General features: G+C 69.4%; 16 protein-coding genes and 1 pseudogene. 10 read left to right on the top strand and 7 right to left on the bottom strand.

The window, feature by feature from the left end; genetic code table 11:
• Positions 1 to 38: 38 nt before the first annotated feature.
• Positions 39 to 368 (bottom strand): DUF6280 family protein, encoded by a 330-nt coding sequence (locus tag GI374_RS15390; RefSeq protein ID WP_154337937.1) that lies wholly within the window; start codon positions 366 to 368, stop codon positions 39 to 41.
• Between the two features lie 465 nt (positions 369 to 833).
• Between GI374_RS15390 and GI374_RS15385 the strand changes: the two genes are divergently transcribed.
• Positions 834 to 1,292 (top strand): hypothetical protein, encoded by a 459-nt coding sequence (locus GI374_RS15385; RefSeq protein WP_154337936.1) that lies wholly within the window; start codon positions 834 to 836, stop codon positions 1,290 to 1,292.
• Between the two features lie 102 nt (positions 1,293 to 1,394).
• Here the strand turns inward: GI374_RS15385 and groL are convergent, their stop codons facing one another.
• Both groL and groES read right to left on the bottom strand, forming a co-directional pair.
• Positions 1,395 to 3,044, bottom strand: a complete 1,650-nt coding sequence (gene groL / locus GI374_RS15380) for a chaperonin GroEL (RefSeq protein ID WP_154337935.1) — start codon at positions 3,042 to 3,044, stop codon at positions 1,395 to 1,397.
• A 44-nt stretch (positions 3,045 to 3,088) separates the two neighbouring features.
• Entirely contained in the window at positions 3,089 to 3,376 is a 288-nt protein-coding gene (groES, locus tag GI374_RS15375) for a co-chaperone GroES (protein WP_154337934.1), read from the bottom strand.
• A gap of 204 nt (positions 3,377 to 3,580) precedes the next feature.
• Between groES and GI374_RS15370 the strand changes: the two genes are divergently transcribed.
• The 8 genes from GI374_RS15370 to GI374_RS15335 all read left to right on the top strand — a co-directional run bounded on the left by GI374_RS15370 (position 3,581) and on the right by GI374_RS15335 (position 9,915).
• Positions 3,581 to 4,594, top strand: coding sequence for a TraB/GumN family protein (locus GI374_RS15370; RefSeq protein WP_154337933.1), 1,014 nt, complete (start codon positions 3,581 to 3,583; stop codon positions 4,592 to 4,594).
• 34 nt (positions 4,595 to 4,628) lie between these two features.
• Positions 4,629 to 4,979 carry a nuclear transport factor 2 family protein gene (locus GI374_RS15365; protein ID WP_154337932.1) on the top strand — a complete coding sequence of 117 codons (351 nt, stop codon included), beginning with the start codon at positions 4,629 to 4,631 and terminating at the stop codon, positions 4,977 to 4,979.
• 134 nt (positions 4,980 to 5,113) lie between these two features.
• Complete coding sequence (locus GI374_RS15360) at positions 5,114 to 6,031, top strand: manganese-dependent inorganic pyrophosphatase (protein WP_154337931.1); 918 nt, start codon at positions 5,114 to 5,116, stop codon at positions 6,029 to 6,031.
• A gap of 7 nt (positions 6,032 to 6,038) precedes the next feature.
• Positions 6,039 to 6,911 carry a TIGR01459 family HAD-type hydrolase gene (locus GI374_RS15355; RefSeq protein WP_154337930.1) on the top strand — a complete coding sequence of 291 codons (873 nt, stop codon included), beginning with the start codon at positions 6,039 to 6,041 and terminating at the stop codon, positions 6,909 to 6,911.
• 108 nt (positions 6,912 to 7,019) lie between these two features.
• A complete protein-coding gene (locus tag GI374_RS15350) occupies positions 7,020 to 7,463 on the top strand; it encodes a MaoC family dehydratase (RefSeq protein WP_154337983.1) in 444 nt (147 codons plus the stop codon).
• A 36-nt stretch (positions 7,464 to 7,499) separates the two neighbouring features.
• Entirely contained in the window at positions 7,500 to 8,435 is a 936-nt protein-coding gene (locus GI374_RS15345; protein WP_154337929.1) for a bifunctional riboflavin kinase/FAD synthetase, read from the top strand.
• On the top strand, positions 8,435 to 8,872 hold the full coding sequence (locus GI374_RS15340) for a YcgN family cysteine cluster protein (protein ID WP_154337928.1): 438 nt from the start codon (positions 8,435 to 8,437) through the stop codon (positions 8,870 to 8,872). Before GI374_RS15345 ends, GI374_RS15340 begins: the two co-directional genes overlap by 1 nt.
• A gap of 2 nt (positions 8,873 to 8,874) precedes the next feature.
• Positions 8,875 to 9,915, top strand: a complete 1,041-nt coding sequence (locus tag GI374_RS15335) for a low specificity L-threonine aldolase (protein WP_154337927.1) — start codon at positions 8,875 to 8,877, stop codon at positions 9,913 to 9,915.
• A 56-nt stretch (positions 9,916 to 9,971) separates the two neighbouring features.
• Here the strand turns inward: GI374_RS15335 and GI374_RS15330 are convergent, their stop codons facing one another.
• Positions 9,972 to 10,739 (bottom strand): alpha/beta fold hydrolase, encoded by a 768-nt coding sequence (locus GI374_RS15330; RefSeq protein WP_370515395.1) that lies wholly within the window; start codon positions 10,737 to 10,739, stop codon positions 9,972 to 9,974.
• Complete coding sequence (locus GI374_RS15325) at positions 10,736 to 11,332, bottom strand: 2-hydroxychromene-2-carboxylate isomerase (protein ID WP_154337926.1); 597 nt, start codon at positions 11,330 to 11,332, stop codon at positions 10,736 to 10,738. Before GI374_RS15325 ends, GI374_RS15330 begins: the two co-directional genes overlap by 4 nt.
• Before the next feature lie 54 nt (positions 11,333 to 11,386).
• Between GI374_RS15325 and GI374_RS15320 the strand changes: the two are divergent.
• Positions 11,387 to 11,731 (top strand): annotated as a pseudogene (locus GI374_RS15320) (DDE-type integrase/transposase/recombinase); the annotation flags it as partial.
• Positions 11,732 to 12,520: 789 nt separating this feature from the next.
• Here GI374_RS15320 and GI374_RS19385 read toward each other — a convergent pair.
• Both GI374_RS19385 and GI374_RS19380 read right to left on the bottom strand, forming a co-directional pair.
• Positions 12,521 to 12,754, bottom strand: coding sequence for a hypothetical protein (locus tag GI374_RS19385; protein ID WP_229583393.1), 234 nt, complete (start codon positions 12,752 to 12,754; stop codon positions 12,521 to 12,523).
• Between the two features lie 387 nt (positions 12,755 to 13,141).
• The coding region (locus GI374_RS19380; protein ID WP_229583391.1) for a hypothetical protein at positions 13,142 to 13,454 on the bottom strand (313 nt) is incomplete at its 5' end.

Below are 13,454 nucleotides of genomic sequence, written 5' to 3'. Positions count from 1 at the left end.
GCCCGGAGGGCGGCCTTGCGGTTTCGATGGCGCGGGGCTCAAGCGGCCTCGGCGGCAGCCTCCAGCTCGGCGGCCATGCGCCGCTCGCTTTCCTCGCGCGACAGCGCGACTGAAGTGCGGACGCCTTTGGCGACGAAGTCCATCAGGCCCTTCACCACGCGCTCGTTCGGGTCGATCCCGGCGCAGCTCAGCACCTCGCGGCCGTCGCGGGAGCGCGCCCAGCGGGCGATCTGCTCGGCGCCGTTGCCGAATTTCTTGTCGTCCGCGATGGCATCGTCAAGCGCGGCGAGCACGACCGCGGCGAAGAGCTTGCGCGCCCGCGCGCCCTGCTCGTAGTTGAAAACCGCACCATCAACAAAATCACGCATGCCACCACCGTCCTGCTACGTATCTCAGCCGGTTGTCCCGGCGCGGGGCCGAGCCCCCTGACTTCACCTTTTGCGAGTGCCGCGACCATACGCTGCACCGCCGCGTTTCGATATGCCTTCAACCGCATGCCCGCCATGCGCGCCGCGCAAGTCAGTCGGGCGAGGGGCGTTCGGAACGCGTCAACCATATAACTTGAACGGCTTGCGCCGGTTCCTTTACGAACTGGGGTGCCCTTGACATTTCCGCAAGAGGTTCTGTCCGAGTTGCCGCGGTGCAGCGTCAGGTTGCGGCGGAAGATCGCTCACTGCCGGGAGTGGCGCAGTGCGCCACCCTCTTGGGGCGGAGCAGCGCCGGTCGATCCGACAGCGTTCCACCTGGTGCCGCGTCTTCCGCATGGAACATCTCCTCCACTCCGGCGTTTCCGCGCGTCGGCCTTGGTGCCGATCTGCCCGGAGGGAAGATTCATGAGACATCTCACACGCACACTGGCGCTCTCGGGGGTCATCGCGGCCCTCGGAACGGGGGCTTTCGCACAGCAAGCGGACCCGGCTTCGATGACGTGCGCCGAGTTCAAGGCCCTGACTTCGGACGAGCAGATGACGGCGATGGATGCAGTCCGCTCGGCCGGCATGTCGGGAGATGCGGCCTCGACCGCTCCGGCGAGTGCCGGCGCGGCCGACAGTGGCGCGGCGACGGACGCCGGGTCATCCGCGACGGACACGGCGGCGGCCGGCGGCGGGACGACCGACGGCGCGGCAGCCGCCGATGCGACCGCGCCGGGCGCCGCGGCGACGGGCGACTCGACCACGACCGCCGCCACCGACATGGCGGCCACCGACCCGGAGATCGCGGCCCTGATCAAAAGCTGCGAAGGCTTCGACGACGCGCCGATCAGCGAGCGGCTGACGGCTTCGGAAGGGTAGGCGACAACCACCGGACAAGCTGCGCAACGACAAAAAAGGGCGCCCGTGACGGGCGCCCTTTCCTTTGCCTTGCCCGGACCGCGGCCGGGCAGGGCGGATGGATCACATCATGTCCATGCCGCCCATGCCGCCCATCCCGCCGCCCATGCCGCCGCCGGCCGCGCCCTTCGGCTCCGGCTTCTCGGCGATCATGGCCTCGGTGGTGATGAGCAGGCCGGCGACCGACGCGGCGTCCTCGAGCGCGGTGCGCACGACCTTGGCCGGGTCGATCACGCCGAACTTGAACATGTCGCCATATTCTTCGGTCTGCGCGTTGAAGCCGAAGGTCTTGTCGTCCGACTCGCGGATCTTGCCCGCGACCACGGCGCCGTCAACGCCGGCGTTGTCGGCGATCTGGCGCAGCGGCCATTCGAGCGCGCGGCGCACGATGCCGATGCCCGCGGTCTGATCGGAGTTCGCGCCGGTCAGCTCCTTCAGGCCCTTCGCGGCCTGCAGCAGCGCCACGCCGCCACCGACGACGATGCCTTCCTGCACCGCGGCGCGGGTGGCGTTCAGGGCGTCATCGACGCGGTCCTTGCGCTCCTTCACCTCGATCTCGGTCATGCCGCCGACGCGGATCACCGCAACGCCGCCGGCGAGCTTCGCCACGCGCTCCTGCAGCTTTTCCTTGTCGTAGTCCGAGGTGGTGTCCTCGATCTGCTGGCGGATCTGGCCGACGCGGGCTTCGATCTCGGCCTTCTCGCCGGCGCCGTCGACGATCGTGGTGTCGTCCTTCTTGATCATCACCTTCTTGGCCTGGCCGAGCATGTCGAGGCTGACATTCTCCAGCTTCATGCCGAGGTCGTCCGAGATCACCTGGCCGCCGGTCAGGATCGCGATGTCCTGCAGCATGGCCTTGCGGCGATCACCAAAGCCCGGCGCCTTGACGGCCGCGACCTTGAGGCCGCCGCGCAGGCGGTTGACGACCAGCGTGGCGAGCGCCTCGCCTTCGATGTCCTCGGCCACGATCAGCAGCGGCTTCTGGGTCTGAATGACGGCTTCCAGCAGCGGGACCATCGGCTGCAGCGACGAGAGCTTCTTCTCGTGCAGCAGGATGTAGACGTCCTCGAGCTCGGCAACCATCTTCTCGGCGTTGGTCACGAAGTAGGGCGAGAGGTAGCCGCGGTCGAACTGCATGCCCTCCACGACCTCGACCTCGGTCTCCATGCCCTTGTTCTCTTCGACGGTGATGACACCCTCGTTGCCGACCCGCTGCATCGCCTCGGCGATCTGCTGGCCGATGAACTCCTCGCCGTTGGCCGAGATGGTGCCGACCTGCGCGACTTCAGCCGAGTCGCTGACCGGGCGCGAAGCGGCCTTGATCGCCTCGACCACGTTCGTGGTGGCGAGGTCGATGCCGCGCTTGAGGTCCATCGGGTTCATGCCGGCGGCAACCGCCTTCATGCCTTCTTTGACGATGGCCTGCGCCAGCACCGTCGCGGTGGTGGTGCCGTCCCCGGCCTCGTCATTGGTGCGCGAGGCCACTTCGCGGACCATCTGCGCGCCCATGTTCTCGAACTTGTCGGTGAGCTCGATCTCCTTGGCGACGGTGACGCCGTCCTTGGTGATGCGCGGCGCGCCGAACGACTTGTCGAGGATCACGTTGCGGCCTTTCGGGCCCAGCGTGACCTTGACCGCATCCGCGAGGATGTTGACGCCCTTGAGCAACCGATCGCGGGCGTCGGTGTTGAACTTGACTTCTTTACCAGCCATTGGGCCTATTCCTTCTTAGGGGTTGAAGCGCGTCCGTCGAGGGATCAGCCGATGATCCCGAGGATGTCGCTTTCCTTCATGATGAGCAGCTCTTCGCCGTCGAGCGTGACCTCGGTGCCCGACCACTTGCCGAACAGGATGCGGTCGCCCGCCTTCACGTCCATGGCGATGCGGTCGCCGTCCTCGTCACGGGTGCCGGCGCCGACCGCCACCACCTCGCCCTCGGCGGGCTTTTCCTTGGCGGTATCGGGGATGATCAGCCCGCCCTTGGTCTTCTCTTCCGACTCGACGCGGCGCACGAGCACGCGGTCATGCAGCGGTTGGAAAGCCATGTCTCGAACACTCCGGTGTTTCAGGTTGCAGTGTTGCCTTGGCACTCTCATGGGTCGAGTGCCAACGGGCGCTGATCTAGGCCCCCGTCACGGGGCTGTCAACGGGGGCGCGGCGGTTGCGACGAGGCCTTCGCGCGCCCATCTGTCCCTTGGGTCGCGCGCGCGGCCGTGCCAGCTTGTTCCTGATCTTGCAAAGGTTTTTCCATGCGCCGCCTGATCCTCGCCCTCGGCCTCGTGCTCGCCCCCGCCGCCACGCTCGCGCAGGGCGTGTGCGAGGGGCGCAACCTGATGGCCGGTCTCTCCCGTGGGGTGCAGGCGGAGCTGCGCGCGGCCGCTGACGCCGTGCCCCACAGCCGCGGCCTCTTCTGGCGGGCCGAGAAGGGCGAGGCCGCCATGACGCTGATCGGCACCTATCACTTCGGCGACCCGCGCCACGACCTTGCGGTCGAACGTTTCGCCCCGGTGATCGCCGAGGCCCACAGCCTGCTGGTCGAGGCCGGCCCGGAGGAGGAACGCGCGCTGACCGCCGCCCTCGGCTCGGACCCGGCCCTGATGGCCGACATCACGGGCCCGACACTGCCCGAGCGGCTGGAACCCGAGGAGTGGAGCCGCCTCTCCACCGCCATGGCCGCGCGCGGCGTGCCCGCGGTGATCGCCTCGCGGATGCGGCCCTGGTATGTGGCGACGCTGCTCGGCCTCTCGCCCTGCATGATCGAGCAGGCGACGGCCGGGGGCGACATCGGCGGGCTCGACCAGCGGCTGATCGACGCCGCCCGTCAGGCGGGCACGCCGGTCCGCGCGCTCGAGCCGTGGGACACGCTCTTTTCGGTCTTCGACAGCCTGACCGAGACCGACGAGATCGACATGATCCGCGCCGCCCTGCCCGCGGCCGAACACGCCGACGACTATGCCACGACGCTGATCGAGGCCTATTTCGATCAGGACGTCTGGATGCTGTGGGAGTTCGGCCGCTTCGACGCCTATGCCAATTCCGGCCTGCCGCGCGAGGCGGTGGACCGCCAGCTCGAACTCGCGCAGCGCGAACTGATGGACCGCCGCAACGCCGACTGGATCGCGCCGCTGACCGAGGCCGCGGCGGAAGCGGCGGCGGCGGGTCAGGGGATCGTCGCCGCCTTCGGCGCGCTGCACCTGCCGGGCGAGGCGGGCGTGCTGGCGCTGCTCGAGGACGAGGGCTGGACCGTCACCCGGATCGAGTGACAAGAAGAAGCGGGAGCCGGGGAAGGGGACCGCCATGCTCGAGAATCGCTGGAAGGCCGAGGAAGCCTGGTGGACCGGCAGCACCGCCGAGGCCCGCCGCCACACCCATCCGGCCGCCATCATGGTCTTCGCCCATGCCATCCTGCAGGGCCCGGAGATCTTCGCCAGCCTCGAGCGCGCGCCGCGCTGGACCGCCGTCACCCTGACCGACCGCCGCGCCACCGAGAGCGAGGATTGCACCGTCCTCGCCTATCTCGCCCGCGCCCGCCGGGCCGACGGCGGCACCTATGAGGCTCGCTGCTCCTCGACCTGGGTGCGGCAGGAGGCGGGGTGGAGATTGATCCAGCATCAGCAGACGCGGCCGGGGGGCGACAGCGAGAGCTGAGACAGGGGGCGCCGAAAGCCGGCAGACCCTTTCCATCCGGAGGACGGGCCGCGCCGCCCGATGCCAGCCCCGGCGTGACAACCCCCGTCGCCGCCGCTAAGACCCCCGCGACCGATCCCAAAGGCAGGCGCCCCATGATCACCGTTCTCGGCCACAAGTCCCCCGACACCGACTCCACCGGCTCGCCCATCATCTGGGCCTGGTATCTCAACGAGATCCGCCAGCAGGAGGCGCGCGCGATCCTGACCGGCGAGCCGAACACCGAGGCCGCCTGGATGCTCGACTACTGGAAGGTGGCCAAGCCCGAGATCGTGACCGAGCTGGCGCCGGGCGAGAAGGTGACCATCGTCGACACCAACAACGCCATCGAGCTGCCCGCCTCGATCGAAGGCGCCGAGATCGTCGAGATCATCGACCACCACCTGTTGGCCGGGAACCTCACCACGCGCCTGCCGATCAACATGACGCTGCGCCCGGTTGCCTGCACCGCGACGGTGATGTTCGACCTGATCGGCGCCGACCTCGACCGCGCGCCCCGCGCGATCAAGGGCGTGATGCTGACCTGCATCCTGTCGGACACGCTCGAGTTCCGCTCCCCCACCACCACGCCGCATGACCGCTGGGTGGCCGAGAAGCTGGCGAAGGACCTCGACGTCTCGATCCCGCAATTCGCCACCGAGATGTTCCGCGCCAAGTCCGACGTGTCATCCTTTGCCGACGAGATGCTGCTGCGCATGGACAGCAAGGAATACGAGCTCGACGGCCGCCGCCTGCGGGTGTCGGTCTTGGAGACCACGGCCCCCGAGGTGCTGCTTGCCCGCAAGGTCTCGCTGATGGCGGCGATGCCGGGCGTCGCGGTGGATGACGGGGCCGACGAGGTGCTGCTGTTCGTCGTGGACATCCTCAATGAGGAAGCGACGCTGCTGGTCCCGAACGACTACGTCCGCCGCGTGGCCGAGCAGAGCTTCGGCGTGACCGTGACCGGCGACACCGTCGTGCTGCCGGGCGTGATGAGCCGCAAGAAGCAGATCATCCCGGTCCTGAAGGTCTGACGCATCCATGACGAAGATCGTGCAGTCCCTCGCGGACATCGCCGGGGACTATGATGTCCTCTATTGCGACCTCTGGGGCTGCCTGCATGACGGTCGCCGGGCCTTCCCGGCGGCGGTCGAGGCGCTGCGCGCCTTCCGCGCGGGCGGGCAGCGGCGGGTGGCGCTCATCACCAACGCGCCGCGGCCCGCGGGCTCGGTGAAGGTGCATCTGGACCGCCTCGGCGTCCCGCGCGAGGTCTGGGACATCGTCGTCAGTTCCGGCGATGCGGCGCAGCACGAGATGCTGAAGGGGGCGGTCGGCCGCCGCGTCTGGCACATCGGCGCGGTGAAGGACGAGCCCTTCTTCGCCGACCTGCCCGCCGACACGCCGGCCGGCCCGACCATCGAGCGCGTGCCGCTGGAAGACGCCGAGGGGATCGTGGCGACGGGGCTTTTCGATGACCTGACCGAGGGGCCGGAGGATTACCGCGCACGGCTGGAGGTTGCTGCCGCGCGCGACCTGCCGATGCTCTGCGCCAACCCGGACATCGTCGTGGATTACGGCGACCAGCGGCTCTATTGCGCCGGCGCGCTCGCGCAGCTCTACGAGGAACTGGGCGGGCGGACGATCTATGTCGGCAAGCCCCACGCGCCGATCTACGAGCTCGCGGCGGAGCGGCTGGATCTCGGTCCGGGCGCGCGCATCCTCGCCACCGGCGACGGCATCGCCACCGATGCGGCCGGGGCGGCCAACCAGGGGATCGACTGCCTCTTCGTAACCGGAGGGCTGGCCTTCGATCAGTTCGGTCCTGACCCGGAGGCGCCTGAATCGGCCCAACTGCTGGCCTGGCTGGAGTCGCAGACACAGGCGCCACGCTACGCCATCGGGCGGCTGCGGTGAGCGGTGCCGCGCAACGATCTTTCGTATTCGGGTTGCGGCGCGACTAATAGTTGCGCCGCACGCGCACCGCTGCTATGCGTCACCCCTGACCCAAGGCGGCGGCCCATGATGCTCGACAACTTTCCCCGCGGCACCATCGTCATCGAGGATCTCGAGATCGGGATGACCCGGCACCTGACCAAGCAGGTGACCGACCGGGATATCGAGCTGTTCGCCGAGGTCTCGACCGACCGCAACCCGGTGCATCTGGACGACGCCTATGCCCGCGACACGATCTTCGAGGGCCGGATCGCGCACGGGATGCTGACCGCGGGCCTCGTCTCGGCCGTGATCGGCGAGCAGCTGCCGGGGCACGGGACGGTCTATCTGGGCCAGACGCTGAAGTTCATGGCCCCGGTGCGGCCGGGCGATACCGTCACCGCCGAGGTCCGGGTCGAGGCGATCGACATGGGCAGGCGCCGGGTGACGCTTGCAACCCTGTGCCGCGTCGGTGATACGGTCGTGCTGAAGGGCGAGGCCGTCGTGCTGGCGCCGAGCCGCAAGTTCGACTGACGGCCACCGCGCCGCCGCCGCCGGGGGCGTTGACTGTTGCACATCCATTGCGACTGGACCGGCCTTCCGGCAAGCACTCGCGGCGCTTCGGTGGCGATGGGCAATTTCGACGGCGTCCACCGCGGCCACCGCGCCGTGATCGACGCTGCCCGCGCGGCGGGCGAGGGCCGCCCCTTGGGCGTCATCACCTTCGAGCCGCATCCGCGCGAGTATTTCCAACCCGACGCGCCGCCCTTCCGGCTGATGAACCCCGAGGCGCGGGCGAACCGCCTCGCGCGCCTTGGCGTCGAGCATCTCTACGAACTGCCCTTCGGCCCGGTCCTCGCCGGCCTCACCCCCGAGGCCTTCGCAGCCGACGTGCTCTGCGCGGGTCTGGGTGTCGCCCATGCCGCGGTCGGCGAGGACTTCCGCTTCGGCAAGGGCCGGGCGGGCGACGCCGCGTCACTCGAGGCGCTCGGACGCCGGCATGGCTTCGGCACCACGATCCTGCCGATGATCGGCAATGGCCAGGATCGCGTCTCCTCCACCGCCATCCGCGAGGCCCTCGCGGAGGGCCGCCCCCGCGATGCCGAGGCGATGCTGGGCCACTGGCACCGGATCGAGGGGCCGGTGCTGCATGGCGAGAAGCGCGGCCGTACGCTTGGCTTCCCGACTGCCAACATGGACCTGACCGGGCTGCATCTGCCGCGCTTCGGGGTCTATGCGGTGCTCGTGGACATCCTGACCGGCCCGCGCGCGGGCGAGACGCATCGCGGCGCCGCCTCCATCGGCGTGCGCCCGACCTTCGGCGTCAACGCCCCGAACCTCGAGACCTTCATCCTCGACTTCAACGGCGACCTCTACGACCGGCACCTGTCCGTCGCCTTGATCGAGTTCCTGCGCCCGGAGACCAGCTTTCTCTGCGCCAACCAGCTCATCATCCAGATGGAGCAGGACGTGGCCGAGGCCCGCCGCATCCTCGCCGGGCTCTGATGCGCGAGCGGTTCTGGGAGCTGCCGCTGGGCGAACTCGACAGCGAGGAATGGGAGGCGCTCTGCGACGGCTGCGGCAAGTGCTGCCTGCACAAGATCGAATACGAGGACACCGGCGAGGTCGCCTTCACCAACGTCGCCTGCAAGCTTCTGGACGGCCATAGCTGCCGCTGCAGCTCCTACTGCGACCGGCATACCTACGTCCCCGATTGCGTCGTCCTCGACCCGGCGCGGCTCGAGGAGGTGTCGTGGTGGCTGCCCTCGACCTGCGCCTACCGGCTGCGGGCCGAGCGCAAGCCGCTCTACGCCTGGCACCATCTGATCTCGGGCGACAAGGAGGCGGTCCACCGCGCCGGCGCCTCGGTCCGCGGGCGCACGGTGAGCGAGCTGACGCTGACCGAGGACGACTGGGAAGACCACATCATCGAGGACCTGTGACCATGAACTTCGCCTCCGACAACACTTCGACCGTGCATCCGAAGGTCATGGAGGCGCTGATCCGCGCCAACGAGGGCCATGCGCCGAGCTACGGGGCGGACGCCCTGACGGAGGCCGCCAAGGCGCGGGTGCGCGAGGTGCTGGAGGCGCCGGAGGCGGAGGTGCATTTCATCGCCTCGGGCACCGGGGCGAACGCGCTTGCGATCTCGTCGCTGGTCCCGTCCTGGGGCAAGGTCTTCTGCCACGAGGGCGCGCATGTGCTGACCAGCGAATGCGGCTCGATCCCGTTCTGGACCGGCGGCGGGACACTGGTTCCGGTGCCGGGCGCGGCGGGCAAGATCGACCCCGACGCGCTCGCGCAGGCGCTCCACGAGAGCAGCCGCCCCGATGTCCATGCAGGCGAGCGCTCGGCCTTGACGCTGACCAACTCGACCGAGGCGGGGGGCGTCTATGCCCCGGCCGAGGTCGCCGCGCTGACAGCGCAGGCGCGCGCCGCGGGGCTGGCGGTGCATATGGACGGAGCGCGCTTTGGGAACGCGGTCGCCGCGCTCGAATGCACTCCGGCGGATTTGACGCACCGTGCCGGGGTGGACGCGCTGAGCTTCGGCGGCACCAAGAACGGCGCCATGATGGTCGAGGCAGTGGTGATCTTCGACCCGGCCCGCGCGCCGGGGCTGGAGATGCGGCGGATGCGGGCGGGGCATCTGCTCTCGAAGCACCGCTTCCTTGCGGCGCAGATGCTGGCGCTGCTGACCGACGGGCTGTGGCTGGAACTGGCGGCGCATGCAAACGCGATGGCCGAGCGGCTGGCGGCGGCGCTGGCCGCGGTGCCGGGCGTCACCATAAACGTGCCGCGGCAGGCCAATCAGATCTTCGCCACGCTGCCCGCGGAGGCACATACGCGCGCGCGCAAGGCGGGCGCGGTCTATCACCCCTGGCCGCGGGTGCAGGCGGAGGAGGGCGACCTCTCGGTGCGGATGGTCTGCGGCTGGTCCACGACGCCGGACGAGGTGGACCGCCTCGTCGCGACGCTGCGCGGCTGAGACCGCGAATTTTCGTACGAAAATTCGTGACCGATCCTTCGGCGAAGGATCGGCTCTCAGGCGCGCGCGAGGTTCTCCGCGATCAGCGCGGCGACGTCGTCGGGATGGGTGATCGGCACCATATGCGCCGCACCCGCGACCACCGCCTGCCGCGCATCCGGCAACCGCGCTGCGAGGGCCTCCTCTATCCGCGCGATGCTGCCCGGCGAGTCCGCGCCGCGGATCAGCATGACCGGCGCCGTGACCGCCTCCAGCCGCCCCGCGGCCAGCATCCGCGCGCGGTCGTGGACGAGGCTGTCATTGACCTCGGCCACGATCCGCATCTGCGCCGTCATGCGCTGCCGGGCTGCGGCTGGCAGCGCATCGAAGGGCTTGTCGCCCCAGTTGCCGAGGAACTCGCGCGTGGCGTCCTCGTCGCGTCCTTCGGCCAGCAGCGCATCAACGCGGGTGAAGACGGACCCGGCATCCGGCAGCGCAGCGAACATCACCGGCTCGATCAGCGTCAACGTCCGCACGCGCGCGGGGTTCTCGACCGCGAGGCGCAGGGCGACCGTCGCGCCGAGGCTGTGGCCGATCAGGTCCGCCTTGCCCCCGCTCGGCAGCCGGGCGGCGGCGAGGCCGGTGAGCTGCGTGTGGTAATCCGTCCCGTCCGGCTCGTGCGGGCCGCTGCGGCCGTGACCCGGCGCGTCGAAGGCGTGCAGGTCGACGATCCCGCCCAGCCGCGCCGCGATCGGCCCCCAGTAGGACGACGACCCCATCGAGCAATGTAGCGCGAGCGCAGGCCGCGCCTTGTCGCCGGCCCAGTGACGCCCGGCCAGCTTCACAGCGCGGCCAGATGCCGCTCGAGGAACTCCAACCGGTCCTGGCCCCAGAACCGCTGGTCGGTCTCGCGCACGATGTAGAACGGCCCACCGAAAACGCCCGCCTCGATCGCCTGATCGAGGTTGCGGCCATAGGTCTCGGCGCCGACGAAGAGGCCGCTGTCCACGAGGCCGGGGTCGAAGCCGGTCTCCTGAAGGATCGCGCGGAGGGTGGCGTCGTCGGCGATGTCGCGGCCGTCGACGAAATGCGCGCGCAGAACGGCCCCGACCAGCCGCCCGGTGTCGCCGGTCCGGGAGGCCTGCGCCGCGATGATCGCGTAGGAGGAGGGCGCGGTGTTCGGAAACGGGTTCGGGGGCGCATTCAACGGCAGCTCAAGATAGTCCGCCCACCGCGCCAGTTCCTGCGAGCGGTAGGCGAGGCGGTTTGGGTGCCGCGCCTGAGGCCGCACGCCGCCGGTCCGGTCGAAGAGCTGGAAGAGGTCGATCGGCTTGTAGGTGACACTGGCCTCATGCCGCGCGGCGATCTGTTCGAAGCGGTCGTGGCCGAAGTAGCACCAGGGCGAAACCGTCCCGAGATAATAGTCGATATGGGCCATGCGCTCCCTCCACCCGCTTTTCGATGGGGAGGGTAGGGGCGCCGGCTGACCGCGGCAACCACCCGCACCTACGGCGCCCGTCGGATCTGGCGCGACGTTCTCGAGGCGGGCCTGCATTGCGGCCTCCACCGCATCGAGCGGCTGATGCAGACGAATGGCTTCAAGGCGCGGGCTCGCTGTCGCGGCCTGCCGAAAGACGAGTCCGTCATCGCCGACACCCTCCTCCATCGGGACTTTCAGGCGGACAGACCCAACCAGAAGTGGCTGGCCGATTGCACCTCCATCTGGACAGCCGGGGGCTGGCTCTACGTCGCCGCCGTGCTGGACCTGTTCTCACGCCACATCGTGGGCTGGTCGATGAAGGCCGAGCGCGACGTTCGACTCCATCGAGAGGTTCTACAATCCAAAGCGGCGCCACTCGAAACCGGGCTACCTCAGCCCAATTCAGTTCGAGGCTCGCGCCGGGCTACCGTAACCGGCCGTCCACGAAACCGGCAGCAGGCCAACAAGCGCGATCTGACGTTCGGTGGTAATCTGCATGCGCGCAGGCGACCTCGTGGCGAAGCGCGCCAAGGCGGCTGCAAGCGTCGTCGGGCCGCCGAACCTTGCCTTGCCGGCTTGAGGCGCCTGCGCACCGCTCAAAATCGTTGAAGGGGCCGCGCGCGAAGCCAACGGCGCAGCGCAGCGCGCGGCCGGCGGCGCCGGTTTGGACCGGTCGGGGCCGAGCGCATCGAACACTCGAACGATGGCGGCGCTACCCGGAGTGTCGCGTCGGGCCAGAGGCCTCGGCCGACACCTTCGGCGGTCGTGGTTTCCAGCGCGCGCCGAATTGCTCGTGGGTCGGCCTGCGCGTGGCTGCGGCTTCCTGCGCTCGCAACTCCTTCCCGTTGTAAGCGTGGGCTGGGCCGCGCCGGGGCCCTTCTTCTGTGGCAGCCCGGCCCGGAGCTCGATGTCGCGCGCTTTCCTGGCGGCCAGAGCCGGGCGCCCAGAGATAGTCCTGCTCCTTCGCCAGCAAATTCCAGCAGAGCACCGTCAGCTTGCGCCAGCGCGACTGCGGCGACCTGATGCCCACGCTTGGCGCGGATGCGCACGAAGAAGGCGTGCAGAGGCCTCGGCGCCTTCGCTGCCGCCCCGGCCGCCTCGACCAGCAGGGCGTGCGCGGGGCTGCGGCCGATCTTGCTGATCCGGCTATGAGGGGCGGCGCCAAGATCGCATGCACCTCGTTCCTGACCCGCGTTCGATGCGCACGATCTGGTAGCGTCGCGCCACGAGCCGCCGCAGCCGCTCGGTCGCGGCGTCGGGCGTCCAGATCTCGGGCAGGTAGCCGGCGGCGTAGAGGTTCGCCAGAGTCCCCGCATCCACCTTGTCGGTCTGCCCATGGGCGGGGGCGATCGCCTTCACCTGCAAGGGATTGGCGATCACCACCCGCGCCCGAACGGCGACAGCGCACGCGCCACGGCCATGCTGTTGCCGTCGCCTCGATCACACCGCGTCAGCAGCGTCGAGCGTCTTGCCGAACCCCTCCAGCGCCGTGCGGGTCATGTCCACCCGCCCCACCCGCCGAACGACGCTTTTCCACCTCCTCCCCGAAGGTTCGGTGGACGTCGATGCCGATCACGCGTCGCATCTGCGCCTCCTTGTCAGCCTCAATGACGGGAGCGGCGTGGGGGACACGACACCTACGGAGCCGCACGCGCAGCGCAACCGGGCGAGTCGCAGAGGCGGCCATCTACTGACGCGAGCTCGAGGCTCATCGAATACATCGGCCTGCCCGCAGCTTCGTGCTCCCGGAGCCTCTGTCCCGGATGCTCACAGCCTACGCCGCCAGCGCGAACCGACGGCCGGAATCTGGGCCCCGGTCACCTCATACCGGTTACGAATGCCGTGGAAAGCCTCAACCGGGTGATCCGCAAGGCCATCAAGACCCCCGGCCCGCTCCCGTCCGAGAAAGCCGCCGAGAAGCTGATCTGCCTGGCCATCCGCGAGCACAGAAAAGTTAGCGTCCGCGCAGGTGGTGTAATTTCGCTGGCTCTGCCGGTGTAACCCGAGGTGGCCATCGAGGTGTATGGTCGAGGTGGAGTTTCGACGCTTCAACCACGGACCACAGGAGACCCCGATGACC

The sequence above is a fragment of the Paracoccus sp. S-4012 genome, assembly GCF_009674885.1.
Classification (GTDB): Bacteria; Pseudomonadota; Alphaproteobacteria; order Rhodobacterales; family Rhodobacteraceae; genus Paracoccus.
The sequence above is the reverse complement of the archived record's forward strand: the minus strand, read 5'-3'. Positions and strand labels throughout refer to the sequence as shown.